Annotated in this window: 13 protein-coding genes and 1 tRNA gene; 11 read left to right on the top strand and 3 right to left on the bottom strand. The window is 38.4% G+C overall.

What is annotated here, in order from left to right:
• Together CYK55_RS11380 and CYK55_RS11375 are read left to right on the top strand one after the other, a co-directional pair.
• Entirely contained in the window at positions 1–1,194 is a 1,194-nt protein-coding gene (locus CYK55_RS11380; RefSeq protein ID WP_034687032.1) for a quaternary amine ABC transporter ATP-binding protein, read from the top strand.
• On the top strand, positions 1,187–2,917 hold the full coding sequence (locus CYK55_RS11375; RefSeq protein WP_126134345.1) for an ABC transporter permease/substrate binding protein: 1,731 nt from the start codon (positions 1,187–1,189) through the stop codon (positions 2,915–2,917). Before CYK55_RS11380 ends, CYK55_RS11375 begins: the two co-directional genes overlap by 8 nt.
• A gap of 67 nt (positions 2,918–2,984) precedes the next feature.
• Here the strand turns inward: CYK55_RS11375 and CYK55_RS11370 are convergent, their stop codons facing one another.
• Positions 2,985–3,983, bottom strand: coding sequence for an ROK family protein (locus CYK55_RS11370; protein ID WP_034687029.1), 999 nt, complete (start codon positions 3,981–3,983; stop codon positions 2,985–2,987).
• Between the two features lie 178 nt (positions 3,984–4,161).
• Here CYK55_RS11370 and CYK55_RS11365 point away from each other — a divergent pair, with 178 nt between their 5' ends.
• The gene (locus tag CYK55_RS11365; RefSeq protein ID WP_034687232.1) at positions 4,162–4,965 is read left to right on the top strand and encodes an HAD-IIB family hydrolase; all 804 of its coding nucleotides are present in this window, start codon (positions 4,162–4,164) and stop codon (positions 4,963–4,965) included.
• Positions 4,966–5,167: 202 nt separating this feature from the next.
• Here CYK55_RS11365 and CYK55_RS11360 read toward each other — a convergent pair whose 3' ends face one another.
• Positions 5,168–7,102 carry a BglG family transcription antiterminator gene (locus CYK55_RS11360; protein WP_034687028.1) on the bottom strand — a complete coding sequence of 645 codons (1,935 nt, stop codon included), beginning with the start codon at positions 7,100–7,102 and terminating at the stop codon, positions 5,168–5,170.
• Positions 7,103–7,349: 247 nt separating this feature from the next.
• Between CYK55_RS11360 and CYK55_RS11355 the strand changes: the two genes are divergently transcribed.
• From CYK55_RS11355 to mngB, 4 genes are all read left to right on the top strand, one after another.
• Positions 7,350–7,811, top strand: a complete 462-nt coding sequence (locus CYK55_RS11355; RefSeq protein ID WP_034687026.1) for a PTS sugar transporter subunit IIA — start codon at positions 7,350–7,352, stop codon at positions 7,809–7,811.
• Positions 7,808–8,131 carry a PTS fructose transporter subunit IIB gene (locus tag CYK55_RS11350; RefSeq protein ID WP_005225262.1) on the top strand — a complete coding sequence of 108 codons (324 nt, stop codon included), beginning with the start codon at positions 7,808–7,810 and terminating at the stop codon, positions 8,129–8,131. The genes CYK55_RS11355 and CYK55_RS11350 overlap by 4 nt, the downstream gene beginning before the upstream one ends.
• An 18-nt stretch (positions 8,132–8,149) precedes the next feature.
• Positions 8,150–9,250: a PTS fructose transporter subunit IIC gene (locus tag CYK55_RS11345; RefSeq protein WP_034687022.1), complete on the top strand. Its 1,101-nt coding sequence runs from the start codon at positions 8,150–8,152 to the stop codon at positions 9,248–9,250.
• Positions 9,251–9,515: 265 nt separating this feature from the next.
• Positions 9,516–12,191, top strand: a complete 2,676-nt coding sequence (gene mngB, locus CYK55_RS11340) for a mannosylglycerate hydrolase (RefSeq protein ID WP_126134344.1) — start codon at positions 9,516–9,518, stop codon at positions 12,189–12,191.
• Positions 12,192–13,006: 815 nt separating this feature from the next.
• Here the strand turns inward: mngB and CYK55_RS11335 are convergent.
• A tRNA-Lys gene (locus CYK55_RS11335) sits at positions 13,007–13,079 on the bottom strand.
• A 383-nt stretch (positions 13,080–13,462) separates the two neighbouring features.
• On the opposite strand from CYK55_RS11335, the gene CYK55_RS11330 reads away from it, so the two are divergent.
• From CYK55_RS11330 to CYK55_RS11315, 4 genes are all read left to right on the top strand, one after another.
• Entirely contained in the window at positions 13,463–14,038 is a 576-nt protein-coding gene (locus CYK55_RS11330) for a DUF1836 domain-containing protein (protein WP_034687018.1), read from the top strand.
• Complete coding sequence (locus CYK55_RS11325; protein ID WP_034687015.1) at positions 14,028–14,885, top strand: DegV family protein; 858 nt, start codon at positions 14,028–14,030, stop codon at positions 14,883–14,885. The genes CYK55_RS11330 and CYK55_RS11325 overlap by 11 nt, the downstream gene beginning before the upstream one ends.
• A gap of 363 nt (positions 14,886–15,248) precedes the next feature.
• Positions 15,249–16,319: a hypothetical protein gene (locus CYK55_RS11320; protein ID WP_126134343.1), complete on the top strand. Its 1,071-nt coding sequence runs from the start codon at positions 15,249–15,251 to the stop codon at positions 16,317–16,319.
• Between the two features lie 256 nt (positions 16,320–16,575).
• Positions 16,576–17,583 carry a DUF1002 domain-containing protein gene (locus tag CYK55_RS11315; RefSeq protein WP_034687012.1) on the top strand — a complete coding sequence of 336 codons (1,008 nt, stop codon included), beginning with the start codon at positions 16,576–16,578 and terminating at the stop codon, positions 17,581–17,583.
• Positions 17,584–17,793 lie beyond the last annotated feature (210 nt).

Below are 17,793 nucleotides of genomic sequence, written 5' to 3'. Positions count from 1 at the left end.
TTGGTAAAAGTAGAAGTCAAAAACTTAACGAAAATATTTGGTAAACGAACACAAACTGCTTTGGAAATGATGAAAAAGCACCAATCGAAAACAGAGATTTTACAAAAAACTGGCGCAACTGTCGGGGTATATGAAGCGAGTTTTGATGTACAAGAAGGTGAGATCTTCGTGATCATGGGTCTTTCTGGGAGTGGGAAATCAACCTTGATCCGTCTATTGAATCGTTTGATTGAACCTACATCTGGAAATATCTTGATTGATGGGGAAGACATCTCAACACTTAGCAAAGAAGAACTTCGTGAAGTTCGTCGTCACAAAATCAACATGGTTTTCCAAAACTTCGGTCTATTCCCGCATCGTACGATTTTAGAAAATACAGAATATGGTCTTGAAGTTCGCGGTGTTCCTAAAGAAGAACGTCAAGCTAAAGCAGAAAAAGCGTTAGAGAACTCAAGCTTGTTATCCTTTAAAGATCAATATCCTAGTCAATTATCTGGGGGGATGCAACAACGTGTAGGGTTAGCCCGAGCATTGGCAAATGATCCAGAGATCCTATTGATGGATGAGGCTTTCTCAGCACTTGATCCATTGATTCGTCGTGAAATGCAAGATGAATTATTGGAACTACAATCTAATGTGCAAAAAACGATCATCTTCATCACACATGATTTAAATGAAGCATTGCGTATCGGCGATCGCATTGCGTTGATGAAGGATGGCGAAATCATGCAAATCGGTACTGGAGAAGAGATATTGACAAATCCAGCCAATGATTACGTGAGAGAGTTCGTTGAAGAAGTGGACCGTTCGAAAGTCTTGACAGCTCAAAACATCATGGTGCCAGCATTAACAACAAATATCGAATCAGATGGTCCAAACGTTGCGTTGACACGTATGCGTAACGAAGAAGTCAGCATGTTGATGGCTGTTGATAAGAAACGAAACTTAAAAGGGATCATTACAGCAGATCAAGCATTAGAAGCAAGACGTCAAAAACGTCCTTTAATCGATTTCCTTGATGAAAATGTCACAGTGATTGGGAAAGATATGCTTGTTAGTGATATCTTCAATATTATTTATGATTCACCAACTCCATTAGCAGTGGTTGACAACGGAAAATTAAAAGGCGTTGTTATCCGAGGTAGCGTGATCGAAGCATTATCAGCAACTAGTGAGGTGAGCGAACATGAATAATTTATTGAACTATCAAGTACCCGTCGCTGACTGGGTCGAAACGATCACTGATTGGTTGACAACAACGTTCGCAGGACTGTTCTCATTCCTTCAAACGATTGGTCAAGCAGTGATGACAGCTATCACGAATCTTTTATTAGTGATACCAGCACCATTATTTATTCTTTTAATGGCAGTCGCAGCATTCTTTATTTCAAAAAAACGTCCGGGGTTGACATTATTCACGTTGATCGGCCTATGGTTCATTTATAATCAAGGATTATGGTCAGATTTGATGAATACTGTCACATTAGTGTTACTATCTAGTGTGATCTCGATCATTATTGGTGTACCTCTTGGTATTTTAATGGCAAAAAATGGTAAAGCACAAGGAATCATTAAACCGATTCTTGACTTTATGCAAACAATGCCAGGTTTTGTTTATTTGATCCCAGCAGTTGCCTTTTTCGGAATTGGTATGGTTCCAGGGGTATTTGCTTCAGTGATCTTTGCATTACCACCAACCGTTCGTTTTACGAACCTAGGTATCCGTCAAGTACCAACCGAGTTAGTGGAAGCTTCTGACTCATTTGGTAGTACGAGTTGGCAAAAGCTAGTGAAGCTTGAGTTACCATTAGCAAAAAGTACGATCATGGCAGGAATCAATCAGACGACTATGCTTTCCCTTTCTATGGTTGTTATCGCCTCAATGATCGGAGCGCCTGGTTTAGGTCGTGGCGTTCTTTCCGCTTTACAACGTGCACAAGTTGGGAATGGCTTTGTAAATGGGGTAGCATTAGTAATCCTAGCGATTATTATTGATCGTTTTACACAACATTTGAATCAACCGAATCACGAAAAAGCAGCAGGTACGGTTAAACAAAAAAATAAAAAGCATCAAGGATTGATCATTGGTGCAGTAGTCGTCGTTTTATTAGGTGCGATCGGTATTGGAAGTTTTAGTTCTTCAACAAAAGAAACAAACACCATCAATCTTTCTTATGTGGAATGGGATACAGAAGTTGCTTCAACGAATGTCGTAGCAGAAGTCTTAAAAGAGATGGGCTACGATGTCAATGTGACCCCTCTTGATAATTCGATCATGTGGGAATCTGTTGCAAAAGGAGAATCAGATGGGATGGTGGCTGCTTGGTTACCGAAGACGCATGGTTCTCAATATGAACAATACAAAGATCAAGTTGATGATCTAGGTGCAAACTTGAAAGGTGCCAAAGTCGGATTAGCTGTTCCAGCATATATGGAGGTTAATTCGATCGCTGATCTAACCGATGAAGCAGGCAAAAAAATCACCGGTATCGAACCTGGCGCAGGTGTGGTGAATGCTGCAGAAAATACGATTGCCCAATATCCAAATCTGGAGGGGTGGACAGTTGAGACCTCTTCTTCAGGTGCGATGACGGTTGCATTAGGACAAGCAATCAAAAATCAAGAACCAATCGTCTTTACTGGTTGGACGCCACACTGGATGTTTGCAAAGTATGACTTGAAATATCTAGAAGATCCAAAAAATGCGATGGGAGATGCAGAAGAAATACACACCATCGTCCGCCAAGGCTTAAAAGAAGATCAACCAGAAGCATATGCTGTGTTGGACAAATTCAACTGGACAGAAAAAGACATGGAAGAAGTCATGTTAGAAATCAACAATGGTAAAGATCCACAAGAAGCAGCAAGAGAATGGATCGATAAGAACCAAGAAAAAGTTGCAAGCTGGAAAAATTAAATACCATATAAAAAAGGTGTTACCGAAACAAATGAGATGTTTCGGTAACACTTTTTTTGTGAAAAATTCAATAGTATGCGAGATCAAAAGGCGTATGGTGATACATCAGCCAATGCAGTCCTAAAACGATACTGCTTTCTAAATCATCCAGATAGCTGAATACAGGAGCATTGGGCTGTTTCGGCAAATAACGATTTTGCGCTAAAGTTTCCTCTACGAGCGGCTTAATATCTGGGTCAATAGCTAAGACGAACTTGTCTGGAGCAATCAAAGCATTATACGTAATAATCAAAGAAGAAAGATTTTTAGCAAGTTCAACAGGTGTATCAGGACTCCCTTGATCTAAGAATAAAGGGAAATATTTTGCTTCACCAGCTAGCGAGTCATGTCCTTCGATCAAAGCTGATTTGGCAAGTAACGTGACACCTGGCATACTATTTTGTGGATAATAGATGCCTACGATCGTTTCAGATAATGGAAGTTGTTTCAAAAGACAATGACCGATCGTAAAAAGATGGGCATCATTTTGGATATAGTAAGGAAGATCAGTCACTTCTTCAATCAATTGATGGATAGGCCAACGATCCATTTTTTTATACCAACTAGAAGTGATTACGCCCTCTGAGATTTTACCAGGAATTGAAAATCCAATAGAGGAAATAGTTGATGCGCTCTTCAAATGATTGGAAAGCAACAGTTGGAAGGCAGAAGGAGAGATCTCATAAAAAGGTTGTGTATGCTTTGCTAATCGGTCCCCTTTTAAGTCAATCGTAAAAATATCTACATATAATTGCTTGTTTTCTTCTCGAAAAACAAAGAGCAGTGAATGTTTTCTATCATAATTGAATTCATATTGCGTTGCTGGACGACCAATCTCTCTTGGCTTGTTAGGATGTTCAAATAAAAAACCCTCAGACACCAACTCTTTCACCAAGGAATTGGTCGTCACCATACTGATCTTTGTTGCTTCTACGATTTCGGAAGAAAATAGTTTTTGATGTTGGAATAGTAAAGAGATCACTCGATTTAAATTTGTTTGACGTATTAGATTTTTATTGATTGTCATTATTGAGGTTTTCCTTTATTAAGTTATTTAATTAAGTATAGCGGACGCAAGTATAAATGTAAATATGTAGCTGTAATAGTCAAACCAACCTATTTCTCTCATTTAATACTTGACGTCCACCTATTAATTGAAAAACTTAATAAAGGAGATTAATTAAATAGAATTAGGAGGGTCTCAGATGATCAAATTGATATTAACGGACTTAGATGGAACATTTTTAAATAGTAAAGGAGCGTTTGATAAAGATTTATATACAGAAGTGAAAGCGCTTATGGATGAACAAAATATCTATTTTGCACCGTGTACGGGCAAACAGTGTGAACGTGTCGAAGAATTATTCGGTCCAGAGTTTTCAAAAGATTTATGGATTTTAGGAGATAGTGCTACTAGAATCAAGCACAAAGATGAATATATTTACGAATCTTTATTGCCAAATAAAGTCGGAACTGAAATCCTTCAAAAACTAGAGGAAATCTCTGATGAATATACGATCATCGCTTGCACACCGAGTGCAGCAGTCATCAAAAATACTGTACCTGAAGAAGAAGCTAAAGTGATTCGTCGCTCCTATGCTAAGGTTAAGACGGTTGAGAGTCTAAAGGAAATGGCAGAAGACTTTGTAAAAATCACCGTTTTTGATCCACAAAAAAAATGTTTTGAGCATGTCAAACAGTTAGAAGAATTTAAACAACAAGCCTATATTGTTGCTTCAGAAGCTGCTTGGATCGATATCTCCAATCATAATGTCCACAAAGGGACGACAGTCGCAGAACTGCAAAGAATCCTCAACGTCACACCAGAAGAAACCATGGCATTTGGTGATGGTCTAAATGATATGGAATTATTAGGACGTGCAGTTTATAGCTTTGCGATGAGTAATGCCTTTGAGCAAATCAAAGAAGTTGCGCAATTTGTGACAAAGTCGAACGATGAAGATGCTGTACTTCATACCATCAAAAAAATGATTGCTTTACAAGTATGAAAACCCAGTGAGTTGATTTCATAGAAGGAGCCTTCAACCATTTAATTGGCAGAAGACTCTTTTTTGTTTGTAACTATTTAACGAATACATGCAGTGTTACATCAACCGCTCTAGCTAATAAAATCATTGTGCCAAATTTTAGACTGTTTCAGTCATCTGATTGATTTAGACCTGTAAAGCTACTAGCGGTGATCCCAGTTTTTTATAATTGTTTCATACAACTCAAAAAGTGATGATAATCACTTTTTTGCAAGATTGCTTGTTGAACATCTTCACGATCCATCAACTCTAATAAAAGACTATAGATTTCTTCTGTATCTTCATATTCGTTTTTTTGAATCGCAAAGAGAAAGACAAATCTAACCAAGTCACCATTTCCCCAATCAACGCCATTAGGAATGATTGCCACTGATACAACCGAGCGTTTCGCCATCAATGTCATGGGATGGGGGATAGCTAACCACTCGTTGATATTCGTCTGATTGATTGCTTCTCGTTTCTTCACACTGTCATAAAAATCTTTTGGCACAAAATCTTTTTGGTACAATTGTTGTGCCATTTTCTTTAACAGGGTCTCTTTATCTGCATGATTTTCATGAAGAAAAAATGTTTCTTGAAACAATGAATAGATGCCGTTTTTTGCTTCGCTTAGCGTTTCAATGAACGATTCGATTTTGCTAATTTCCTTGTCTAGTTTGGCCATGTTGATATAAATTGAAGGAACAGAAAACTGCTCTAATGGAACTGTTGTAATTACAAAATCAATCGCAGAAAGATCACATTGTTGTAGCTCAACATAAGAAAAGCGATCAACGACTTCGATCGTTTCTTGATAGTGCTTGATGATTTTCGCTTCAATAATACGGCTCATGGCTCGACCGGTTCCACAAACAAGGATGACGCGATGTTTATGATGATTTCTGAGGGAACTCCTTTCCATAGCACCTGCGATGTGCAAAGCAATATAACCGATCTCATCAGAAGAAAAATAAAAACCATGTTTCATGCTTACCGTTTCTAAATGAGTCAAACATAAATCATAAGCCTGTGGAAAAGATTTTTTGATCGTTGCCAGTAATGGATTGCTGCGGCGTGCATCCATCAGATTCATATTGATAAAACCTTCTATATGAGAAGTCAGATCTTCTATTAGCATCTTATCTGTCTCTAATGCATAGTTTGACGTCTGTTTGATCGCAGTTAGTAATTCTTCGACGATGGCTTTAGCAGTTTCTGTGGAAGAATCGTTTGCATCGCCAGTTTCAACTAAACGTGGTGCATTCATCGCAAGATAGTAAATAAAGTATTGTTTTTCTCCTGCAGTCAATTCTATATCAAATGCCTGATCGATTTCTTCTAAGAAATGACCAACTACTTTCTGAGCGTCTTTTTTGAGCGCAGGCACGTGCAAGGGAAATTCGTTGATCGTATGGCCAGCTATAAAGCGGCTGATTGCTAAAGCAAAATGAGAAAGAATGTTTTTATGATAGTAGTCAGAGTCTAACAAGTCTAAGGATGACAGATGATTTAATGCCAATTCTTGTAAGTGGACTAGATTGATCGTATCAAACAACTCAAGTTCCATTTCTGTAAAACCGATCAAGTACTCTTGTAGATCTTTTTCAATCAACAGATCACTGATAGCCTGACGCTTGGCGAATTCGTTACCCAAGACTTCAAAGCCAATATTTGGACGATTTACTATTTTTAAGTGATAGGTGGCTAAATTGTCTCTAGCCGTTTTTAAGTATGAGTAAAAGGTGTTTTTGCTAATAAATAACCGATCAAGAAAATCATCCAAGGATAAAGGGTTTTCATTCTTGAATAATAGGAAAAGTAGGTAGGTTTGTCGTTCTTCACTAGTGGTTAAAAAGGACTCTGTGGTCGACATACTTTCTGTCCACCAGTCATGAAATTGCTCTTTTGAACCAATGGACAACAAATAGCCTTGCCCTCGAATCAACTTGATGGAGGCTCCCACGTTTGTTAATAAATCATTCAAATTTGCAATGTCTGTCCGAACCGTTCGTTCAGAAATCGAGAAGTTTTTCGTTAGTTCCTTCATTGGTAGCGGCACCGTTTGTCTAATTAATACTTCCAATAAATCATCTAATCGCTGATAAGCAAGTTTTGACAATTGTTTCACCTCCGTGCTCTTCCCCATCATACAATAGAAAGAATAAGAATGAAATGCTTCACTAGTACTGAAAATTTCCAGAAGAGTTGGCAGTCATCTTGGAAAACGCTTTACTAATGATTGCCACTTGAACTGGAAATTTGATGTGTTTACATCGTGTATTAGAAACCGTAAATTAAACGTGTACAGAAAATAAACCACACGAATTACTATGATGGTTTCAGAATAAAGGAAAGGAGCAGATGAGATGGATTTTCAGGAAAAAAATATTCTTTTGAATGTAGCTGTTAGATCAAAAGAAGAACTGTTTCACGTAATTGCGAATCATGCCTATGAATCCGGGATCGTTACCGATGCAGCAGACACATGTGCGGCATTCATTGAACGGGAAGCACAATATTCAACCGGCTTACAAGAAGGCTTTGCTATTCCTCATGCAAAAGCTGAACCGGTTTTGGAACCGACCGTTTTGTTTATTCGCTTAGAACAAGCTATCGAATGGGAAACCTTCGATGATTCTGCAGTCAAAAATGTGTTTGCTTTGATGGTTCCTAAAAAAGATGAAGGAACGGTGCATTTACAAATGTTGAGTCGCCTAGCAACAGCGTTGCTTGAAGAGATATTCATTCAGCAGATTCAACAATCAAAAGATAAAGCTTATTTAGCAGAATTGATCAAAAAGGAAATGATGGGAGAGAAAATCATATGAAAATAGTAGGGATTTCCGCCTGTCCAGCAGGATTGGCACATACACCGATGGCCGCAAAAGCTTTAGAAAAAGCTGGTGTGAAACTGGGCTATGAGGTCAAAATCGAACAGCAAGGTTCGTTAGGGCAAGTCAACGAGATCACTGCAGCAGAAGCAAAAGAAGCAGATTTCTTGCTTTTAGCGACTGATCAAAAAGTTGTTGGGATGGAACGGTTTGAAGGAAAACCGCAAATTCGGGTAAATATCAATACGTGTATCAAAGCACCGGAAGCGGTGCTAAAGAAATGTGTCGCAGCTGTGGAACAAAGAAACGCAAACTAAAAGAAAGAGGCAAGGATGATGAAAAGAGTTCTAGCAGATGTAAAAGGCCACTTGATGAGTGGAATTAGTTTTGTATTGCCGTTGATTATTGGCGCTTCACTAGTTGTTGCCATTCCGAAAATGATTGCTCTTGGTATGGGGATAACAAGCTTAGATCCTTATGCTGGCACTGAAGGCTTTAAACATGCGCTTTATTTGATTGAACAAGTAGGGTGGACAGGAATTGGTTTGATCAATACTGTCTTAGCTGGGTTTATAGCGTATTCTGTTGGAGATAAAGCTGCTTTAGGGGCTGGCTTTATCGGCGGTGCAGTCGCTTCCAGCACAAATGCTGGTTTTTTAGGGGCAGTTATTGCTGGGTTCTTAGCAGGATACTTAGTGAAGTGGGCTAAAGAACATATCAAATTACCGGAGTCATTTGCAGGAGTGATGCCGCTGGTCATTTTACCCTTGATCGCTACATTATCCGTAGCGATCGTCATGGGCGCATTACTCTCTGAGCCATTGGCGTGGATCAATACTAGCTTGGTTGATTGGATTCGAACCATGATTGAAAACGACGTCAACAAAATTTTGCTTGCAGTCATCATGGGGGCAATGATTGGCTCTGACTTAGGGGGGCCTGTAAATAAAGCTGCTTGGATGGCAGGAAATGTTTTATTAGCTGAAGGAGTGTATTTACCAGCAATTATTGTAAATGTTGCGATTTGTGCGGTGCCATTTGGATATGCCCTAGCCACTTTGTTCCACAAAAATCGATTCAATAAAGAGCTATTAGATGCTGGTCGTAATAACTTTATTATGGGCTTCATTGGAATCACAGAAGGAGCAATTCCTTTTACATTAGTCAATCCATTACGGCTCGTACCAATCAACATGTTGGGAGGAGCAATCGCTTCAGGTTTGGGGATCGCGTTAGGAATGTATGACAAAATGCCACCAGTTGGAGGGATCTACGGCTTCTTCACCGTTGGGAACGGTTGGGCGTATTTGATTGGACTATTTGCAGGAGCTGCTTTCATCGGTTTTGTCGCTCCTTTATTTGTGAATTTCAATAAGCAAGAAGAACAAAAAGAAGACATTACGCTCGATGATATCGAATTGAGCTTTGAAAATTGAGTAACAAAGCCGATTAGCTAAATAGTAGTGAAAGAAAAGGCACGAGCAGATGATTTTCTAAGAACGCTTTTAGCTTGTATGACAATGACAAAAACTTGGGTAAGAAAACAAGAGTATTTGAAGAGAAACGATTTTCAAAATTCGAAGTATTTTATGAAAGGAACAAATTATGCGTACCAGATGGTAAAAAATTAAGAAAAATTAATAGGCACGAACGACAACTATCGTTACGTGCCTTTTTTAATCACGGGAGAGGAATGATTGAATGAAAAAAACAGTACATGTCGTACCCCACAGTCATTGGGATCGCGAATGGTATTTTACTACAAGTCGCTCGAAAATCTATTTGATGCACGATTTAAGAAAAGTCATTGAACAACTAGAAAAGGATGATCTCTATGAGAGCTTCATTTTAGATGGACAGGCTTCGCTGTTAGATGATTATTTGAAGTGGCGCCCGCAGGACAAAGAAAGGATTCAACAACTTGTTCAACAAGGGAAGTTGATCATTGGTCCATGGTACACTCAAACCGATCAATTAGTGATCTCGGGAGAAAGCATTGTTCGGAATATGTTATACGGCATGAAAATTTGTGAAGAATTCGGGACATACATGAATGTTGGGTACGTCCCAGATTCTTTCGGCCAAGCAGCCAGTATGCCACAAATCTATCGTGAGTTTGACATCAATGATACGATGTTTTGGCGTGGTGTCAGTGATGACGACGTTAAACATACAGAGTACACATGGCGTGGAGAAGATGGTTCGGTGGTCAATGTCTACCAGATCCCAAGTGGGTACTACATTGGCGGTGCTATTCCTGAACGAGAAGCAGAATTAGCAGAGTTCTTACATCAAGAACCGTTTAAAACGACTTGGGGACGCAGTGCTACGGATCAAGTGTATTTTCCAAATGGTTTCGACCAAGCACCAGTCAGAGAAAATCTTCCAGAATTAGTTGATCGAATGAATCAACTTTATGAGGATGAGTATGAGCTACAGTTTTCAACGATTGAAAAATACATTGCCGCAGTCAAAGAACGCCATCCTGAGTTGGAAGAAATCGCCGGTGAACTGATCAATGGCAAATTGATGCGAATCCATAAAACGATTTTTTCTTCACGTCCTGATTTGAAGGCGATGAACACTCAGATCCAACATTACTTAGTCAATGTCATGGAGCCTATCTTGACGATGGCCATGCAATTAGGCTTTGAGTACCCCGTGGAAACAGTCATAGAGATTTGGAAGTTGATGTTTGAAAATGCGGCGCATGATTCGATTGGTTCTTGTGTTTCTGATACGACCAATGAAGATATCTATATGCGCTATAAGCAAGCGCGAGATATTTCCATGAATCTTGTCGAATTGACTTTACGACAGATTTCTATTGCAATCAATAACCCACAAGCACAAGAAATTACTTTCACGCTCTTCAATACCTATGATACAAGGCGCAATGGGGTCATTGAAGCAGAGGTTTATTTGCCACAAAAAGAGTTTGCGATTCTTGATCAAGCTGGTCAGGCGTTGCCTTATACGATTTTAGAGCTTACCGACCAAACGGAGTATGTTTTGAATCAAGGAAATATTTTGAATCCAGTCAAGGAAATCTATTTGCCGGAGAAAGTCTATAAAGCGAAAATTGCCTTAGAAACGACGGATGTGCCGAGTATGGGGTATACCCAGCTAACGGTTGATTTGAAAGGTGATACAAGCGCACCATTGCAGGATGTCAAAACCAATACGGTTGAAAATGAGTACTATCAGATCACTGTCAATAACAATGGTTCTTTGGATATTCTTGATAAAACCAATCAAGTGCTTTACCAAAACCAAGGAATCATTGAAGAAAATGGCGACGATGGTGATTCATTCAATTATTCACCACCTGTGAAAGATTTTGTGATTTCATCAATTGATGCGCAACCAACGATCACCATTCAGCAATCAGAGATTTATCAGAAAATCCATGTAGCTTACACGTTGAAGGTTCCGAAGGATTTAGCTGAACGTGCAGAAAAGAAAGTCTCATCTTTACTGCCGATCCAATTGACGATTGTGTTGAAAAAACAATCACAACAAATTGATTTCAAATTAACGGTTGAAAACCAACAAGTGGACAGCCATCGGGTATGTGTGCTATTTAATACTGGGATTTCCTCGAAATTTTCACTTGCTGACCAACAGTTTGGTACGTTGGAGCGCCCAGTTGTATTTGAAAAAGAAATGGCCCTTTGGGAAGCCAATAAAGAGCAATGGAATGAGCAACCGATCGCCATAGAAACTTGTCAATCCTTTGTTGGTTTATTCGATGCGTCCCATGGCGTAGCAGTCATGCCTCAAGGGGTACGTGAATATGAGATTGTGGGGGAAGCGTTTGATACGATTCGCTTAACGATTTTCCGGACCTATGGCTTTATGGGGAAAGAGAATCTACTGTATCGTCCAGGGCGTGCTTCAGGAGAATCAGTGATTGAGACACCAGCTGCACAGTGCCATAAAACAATGCATTTTGATTTCTCCATTGCTTACTTTGCTCAGGGATTTGATCAAGCAAATGTTGCACAATGTGCCAAACAAGCAGCAACACCGATCACTCTTTATCAATACGCAGAATTCCTGAATTCCCGATTGATTTTTACTTTGGGATCGGTTGAGCCAACTTTGCCGACAAACTTTAGTCTTTTTGAGATCAATGGTAATTTAACCTTGAGTGTATTGAAAAAGTCGGAAGAGCGTTCAGGCTACATTTTGCGTCTATACAATGGGCTTTTAGATGAAGTGGGGCATGCGACTATCACTTTCAACCATCCAGTGAACGTAGTAGAAATAGTCAATCTAAAAGAAGCTAAGAAAGAAGCACTTCTAGTGGAAAAGAATGCCGTCAATCTTGAAAAGATTGACCACGCAAAATTTGTGACATTGTATGTGGAATGATCGCTACTGAGAAAAAGTGACGCGAAGTAGTGAGTCTGCTTATGAGAGAGAAAAGCGAAAAAGGTTCGTAAGTCGTATGAAAGAACTTACGAACCTTTTTGTTTACTAATGCGAAACAAGCAAGAATCTGACTCTTTTTCAATAAGGACTAATAAGTTGTGCAAAATCAAATCTGGAAAGCGTAACTAGTTAACTTATGTCACGTCCTCATGACTTCAGCACAAAAATAACTGAAAAAAATGGATCGAACTCAAATAAGGGTAACTGGCGCTTGGATCAGAAAAAATAAGGAACCACTGATCCTCACCAATATGGTAAAAGATGGAGTTGAAGTAGAAAATGAAAAGAAAAAGTGTAAGGCTTTGAAATGACTTAAATAGTTACTAAAATCTACTGTACTTTGTTAATAACAAAATCACGAAGTGTAATTAATTTAGTTTAAAGTTAACTGGATAAGGAGTGTGTCTTTTTTGAATCAAAAGGTTCCTAATATTTTTGAAAGATATGGTGGCAATCTATCTTTGAAAGATACCCGAAAAGTGGGAATTCATTTTAAGAATTTAGACTGAAGTATTTTGATTACTGAAAAGATCATAGATTAACTACTTAGAGGCGAAATGTTGGGGGAAAATAGGTAAGTATGGAAGATAATGATAATCATGTAAGCATCTTAATGATCAAGCGGGGATAAGGAATCCCTTTTAAACCTTTTTCAAGGTAATCTAAAAAAGGTTTAAAACAAAAAAGGAACAGCATAAATGTTTTCGAAATGCTTTCGCACCAACATTTACCTGTTCCGTGGGTTTGGCACCCAATGGGCCGTGAGGGGCTCGAACCCGCGACCCGCTGATTAAGAGTCAGCTGCTCTACCAACTGAGCTAACGGCCCGTATGAAAAAGTACTTTATTATAGTAGCACTAAGCATTTTAAAATGCAAGGCACGTACAATAAAAAATCTACGAAAACTTTACTACTTCCTAGAAATTCATTCATAGTTTATTCATAAATGACCGTTATGATAAATGTATCCCAACCAATAAAGTTCTTGCAAAAGAACAACCCATAACACTTTTTCATTTTTTTACTCCTTTTCCCGTCATGAAAATGGCGGGTCTTTTTTTTATTCCAAGAAGAATCTAGAACAATCCTCGTTTAAACGCTTGATATTGATGTTTGATTTTGTTATTAATACATCTAGTTTGAGTAACTAGATTGAATGTTTTTGAAAACTTTGATAAGATGTTAATGAGAACACTAAAGGAGCTTTCATAATGGAAAAAATGCGCCAGCAATTAATTGATTGGGCTGTCAGTATCGAAACGTTTCATTTACCACATTGGGAAGAACTTCCAGACTTGGAGCTATACATGGATCAAGTCAAGACACTAGTAGATCGTCATTTATCACCAGTTATCCAAGGAGAAAAACATCCTTTGTTAACTTCTTCAATGGTTAATAATTATGTGAAACTAGGTTTAGTACCGGCGCCAATCAAAAAGCGATACAACAAACAACATGTGGCATTTCTGATTGCTATCACAACACTTAAACAAGTGTTGACAATTCCTGAAATCAAAGAAGGAATTTTGTTTCAAGGAAAAACAGTGGGCATCCGTGAAGCATACAATCTTTTTTGTGATGAACAAGAAAATGCGATACGAATGGTCAGTCAATTAGCCCAAGGAAAACAACATGAACAATTATTGAATCAAGAACTTCCATTAGAATATGTTGCTGTACGTTCAGCGACGATTTCTTTTGCAATGAAGCTACTAGCAGAAAAAACAATCAGTTTAGAAAGCGAATATTTACAAGAGGCAAAAAAGGAGACAGAAAATGAAGAATAAGATTGCGATTTTAGTAGACTCAGGAACAGATGTGCCACAAGAAATCATCGATATGTACAATATTTATGTGATCCCTTTGAAAATCATTTATAAAGATAGAGAATATACAGATAAAGTCGATATTACTCCTGAAGAGATTTATAAGCGTTTACCTGAGGAAATTCCGGGTACCTCGTTACCTGATGGAGAATCAATCACTAAAATTTTTGATCAAATCAAAAATGATGGCTATGATAAAGTTCTAGCAATCACTATTTCAAGTGGTTTGAGCGGAACGAATAATGTGGTTCGTCTTGTCGCACAAGAACAAGAAGGAATCCAAACACATGTATTAGATACTAAAAATATTGGTATTGGCGCTGGTTTTACAGCAATCCAAGCCGCAAAATGGATCGAAGAAGGCATGGAATGGGACACGCTGATCGATGAATTAGTTGCATTAGCTGAACGCACGAAAGTCTTTTTCAATGTAGCAACACTTGAATACCTGCAAAAAGGCGGACGTATCGGTCTAGTTGCCTCAATTTTAGGAAATGCCTTAAAATTGAATCCTATCATCTCTTGTAATGAAGAGGGCATCTATTATACAGTAGGTAAAGCACGAGGCAGAAAGAAAAGTCTAGACAAAACAATGTCCTATGTGAAAGAAGCTGTCGGGGATGCAAAAGTCTTCAACTTGGCAGTCGCACATGGTGCAGCGGAAGAAGAAGCAATTGAAATGAAGGCTCGCTTTGAACGTGAATTCCCTAATGCCCAAGAGATTTATTTTGGACAAATCTCACCGGCATTGGTGGTCCACACTGGCCCAGGTTTATTAGGGATTGGTGTGCAAATACTTGAAGCATAGTATGATCGAAGCTAAGTGATCATCAAAGAACAGTATTATTTTTTATCTAAAATAATTAGAAAAAAATAGTGGACACTAAAAGAATCGCAAATAGAATCCCGCTCTTTAGAAGTTAGATATTGGTCTGACTTCTCTAGGGCGGGATTTTTTATGGGGAAATTTAATTTTTAAATTTAATGGAACATGCTTCAAGAGTTTTTGGAGAAGAAAAAACACTATTCCGGCATTTTTGATTTTGTATAAAAAATTAGGTTGACCTTAGAATCGCTCTAACCAATATCATTAAAGTAGGCATAGAAATGCGGATCATATCGATTGATCACTATGCCAGTTTATTTTTAGGTAGAAAGAAGGAGTTTAAAAATGAATTATTTAGAATTAAGTGCCCACAGAGAAAATCCAGCAGTAACGATCATGTTAGGGATGCCAAATGACGAGAAAAGTGCTGAAAAATATAAACTAGTATTAAAAAATCTAGTAAAACAGATTATTTTAGAGTTAGAAGAAAGGGAAGCAACAGCGGCGAAAACAACGATTCGTAAAATCGATCAAGTGTTAAAAGACTTTCAACCTACGCATAAAAGAGGAAGCATTGTCTATTTTATTTCGCCAAGCGTCAATGAACAAATCGAAGTACCGTTTGTGTTGGAGAGTCAATTTGTTATTGATGCGTATTTCCATACAAAAGAAATCTTACGAAGTGAAAGTAAAATGAACCATTATTATGTGTTAACGATTGGGATGGATTGTTCACGTCTACTAGAATATGTAGATGATATGCTGATACAAGAAGTGAAAGACGCACATTTCCCAATCAGGAATAAAGGCTACTGGACAAAAGACCGCGTATTGAATTCAATGGGAAGTGTTCAAACGAATTACAAAAAAGAGTTCTTCAAATGGATTGATTCTGAGTTACAACCTTATTTGAATCGTCATCCACGCCCAATCATTTTAGCTGGAACAACAGAAAATATTGCGACATATAAACAGATTTCACATAAAGATGAACTGATTGTTGGAGAAATCTATGGGAACTTTACAGCTGATAGTGGCGAAAATGAGTTGGCGATAGGAGAGCAAGCAAATCAGGTGATTCAAGAATATATTCGTCATCAAAAAGAGACGATACTACACACTATAGTAGGGATGGAAAACCAAGGGCGTGTAGAGCGTGATGTAGCCAATATCTACAGACAAGTAATTAAAGGAAAAGGACAAAAATTGATTGTGGATCACGCCTACTATCAAGAGGCAGTGATTAGAGATCATCAAGTCAAATTAGTAGATATCTCACCGAGTGACGAAGGCTACGTCGAAGATATCGTAAATGAAATCATTTATGAAGTCATGCGTTATGGAGGAGAAGTTATCTTTGCTGAAACAGAAGTATTAGAAAATCAATCGCCGATCCTGCTGCAATTACGCTATTAAAAATCGATTCATACAAATGGTAAACTAGGAAGCTTAGAAGAATAAGGAGATGGCCCAAGCCCAACACTCGGATATATTCGGAGGTTGGGCTTTTTGATGAAAGATAAAGTCTAAAAAGTTTGGAATAGCTAAGAAAACACTCGTAATCTTAAAAGATAGTATAAGATTCTTTTCAAATCAGCCTTGAGGTGTAGGTTATCTTATAGACCTTATAGTACAATGTTTAAAACAGAAAACAGCTACATGGAGGTTATGTATGAAGAAAACAAAACTTATTGCCACTCTCTTGGTCTCAAGCCAAGTTTTACTAGCAACACCAATCGTATTAGCAGACGAGACGGCAACAACGCAAAGTATTGTCCCAATTTCAGGAACGGTTGACTCGACAGTTGCTACGGATTCTTCCGATTCAACAACGACAACCAGCTCTAGTGAACGATTACAGATCAATGCAGTAGCAATTGGTAATGCGTTAACGAAAGAACAAGAAACTTATACATTAGATAAATTAGGGATCAAAGGAGAAACACCGATCTATAAAACGTCCGGTACAGACTTGATGTCCTATATTCCTGACGGTGGTTTTACCAAAGACTGGGCAGTTTACAGTTCTGTACGTATGCAGACGCTCGCTGAAGGCGAAGGGATCACTGTTGATATCGCGACACCAGAAAATATCACACGAATCACAGCCGCTCAGTATCAAAATGCAGCGTTAACAGCTGGGATCACCGATGCAAAATTGACGGTCGCATCTGCAGTACCAATCGATGGTTCAGGTGCTTTAGCTGGTGTGTACAAAATCGTAGAAGAGTCAGGGGGCATCATTAATCAAGACCGTGTCAGCGTGGCTCAAAATGAGATGGCTGTTTTATCGTCTATCACAGAAGAAAACAAAGACAAAGATGGCTATTCCGATGAAGCATTAAATAAAGCACAGGAGCAAGCAAAAGAAGAATTAGCAGCTAAGACTGCTGATGGCAAAGCACTGACACAAGCGGATATTCAAACGACAGTAGAAAAAGCTCTGAAGGATAATGGACTAGAAGATGTAATGACAAGCGATCAAGTCACAGAAATAACTTCGTTGATGAGTGAAATGAAAGATAAAAATATTTTTGAAGACTTCGTGAAAGAATTAGACTTGACTGAGGCAAGCAAGCAAATTCAAGAAAAATCAAAAGGGCTTTGGGAAAATATCAAAGGATTCTTTAGTGGCATATGGGATTCGATCACTGGCATGTTTTCTGGAGACTCTCAATAATCGAAATAGTTTTTTATGTATGAAATATTTGATTTGAGCTACCCTATATGGATCTTTAGTCAATGGAGCAAGAATAAACCGCTATAACTTTTCCGAGTTAGCGGTTTATTTTTATAATCATCTAATTGCATACTTTGATAAGCGACAAGTGGGATTCGTGGAGGTTTGTAGGCATCTGAATCCGCCTGTTCAATCATGCAATTTTTATCA

This window comes from Enterococcus mundtii, assembly GCF_003957375.1.
GTDB classification, from domain to species: domain Bacteria; phylum Bacillota; class Bacilli; order Lactobacillales; family Enterococcaceae; genus Enterococcus_B; species Enterococcus_B spodopteracolus.
This window is presented reverse-complemented; position numbering and strand designations above follow the sequence as displayed.

Bases quoted from the DNA above. Each gene is read 5' to 3' on its own strand.
- CYK55_RS11325 (WP_034687015.1), top strand. From the start codon at position 14,028: ATGAAGAATAAGATTGCGATTTTAGTAGACTCAGGAACAGATGTGCCA.
- CYK55_RS11345 (WP_034687022.1), top strand. From the start codon at position 8,150: ATGAAAAGAGTTCTAGCAGATGTAAAAGGCCACTTGATGAGTGGAATT.
- CYK55_RS11350 (WP_005225262.1), top strand. From the start codon at position 7,808: ATGAAAATAGTAGGGATTTCCGCCTGTCCAGCAGGATTGGCACATACA.
- CYK55_RS11330 (WP_034687018.1), top strand. From the start codon at position 13,463: ATGGAAAAAATGCGCCAGCAATTAATTGATTGGGCTGTCAGTATCGAA.
- CYK55_RS11315 (WP_034687012.1), top strand. From the start codon at position 16,576: ATGAAGAAAACAAAACTTATTGCCACTCTCTTGGTCTCAAGCCAAGTT.
- CYK55_RS11375 (WP_126134345.1), top strand. From the start codon at position 1,187: ATGAATAATTTATTGAACTATCAAGTACCCGTCGCTGACTGGGTCGAA.
- mngB (WP_126134344.1), top strand. From the start codon at position 9,516: ATGAAAAAAACAGTACATGTCGTACCCCACAGTCATTGGGATCGCGAA.
- CYK55_RS11365 (WP_034687232.1), top strand. From the start codon at position 4,162: ATGATCAAATTGATATTAACGGACTTAGATGGAACATTTTTAAATAGT.
- CYK55_RS11370 (WP_034687029.1), bottom strand. From the start codon at position 3,983: ATGACAATCAATAAAAATCTAATACGTCAAACAAATTTAAATCGAGTG.
- CYK55_RS11320 (WP_126134343.1), top strand. From the start codon at position 15,249: ATGAATTATTTAGAATTAAGTGCCCACAGAGAAAATCCAGCAGTAACG.
- CYK55_RS11355 (WP_034687026.1), top strand. From the start codon at position 7,350: ATGGATTTTCAGGAAAAAAATATTCTTTTGAATGTAGCTGTTAGATCA.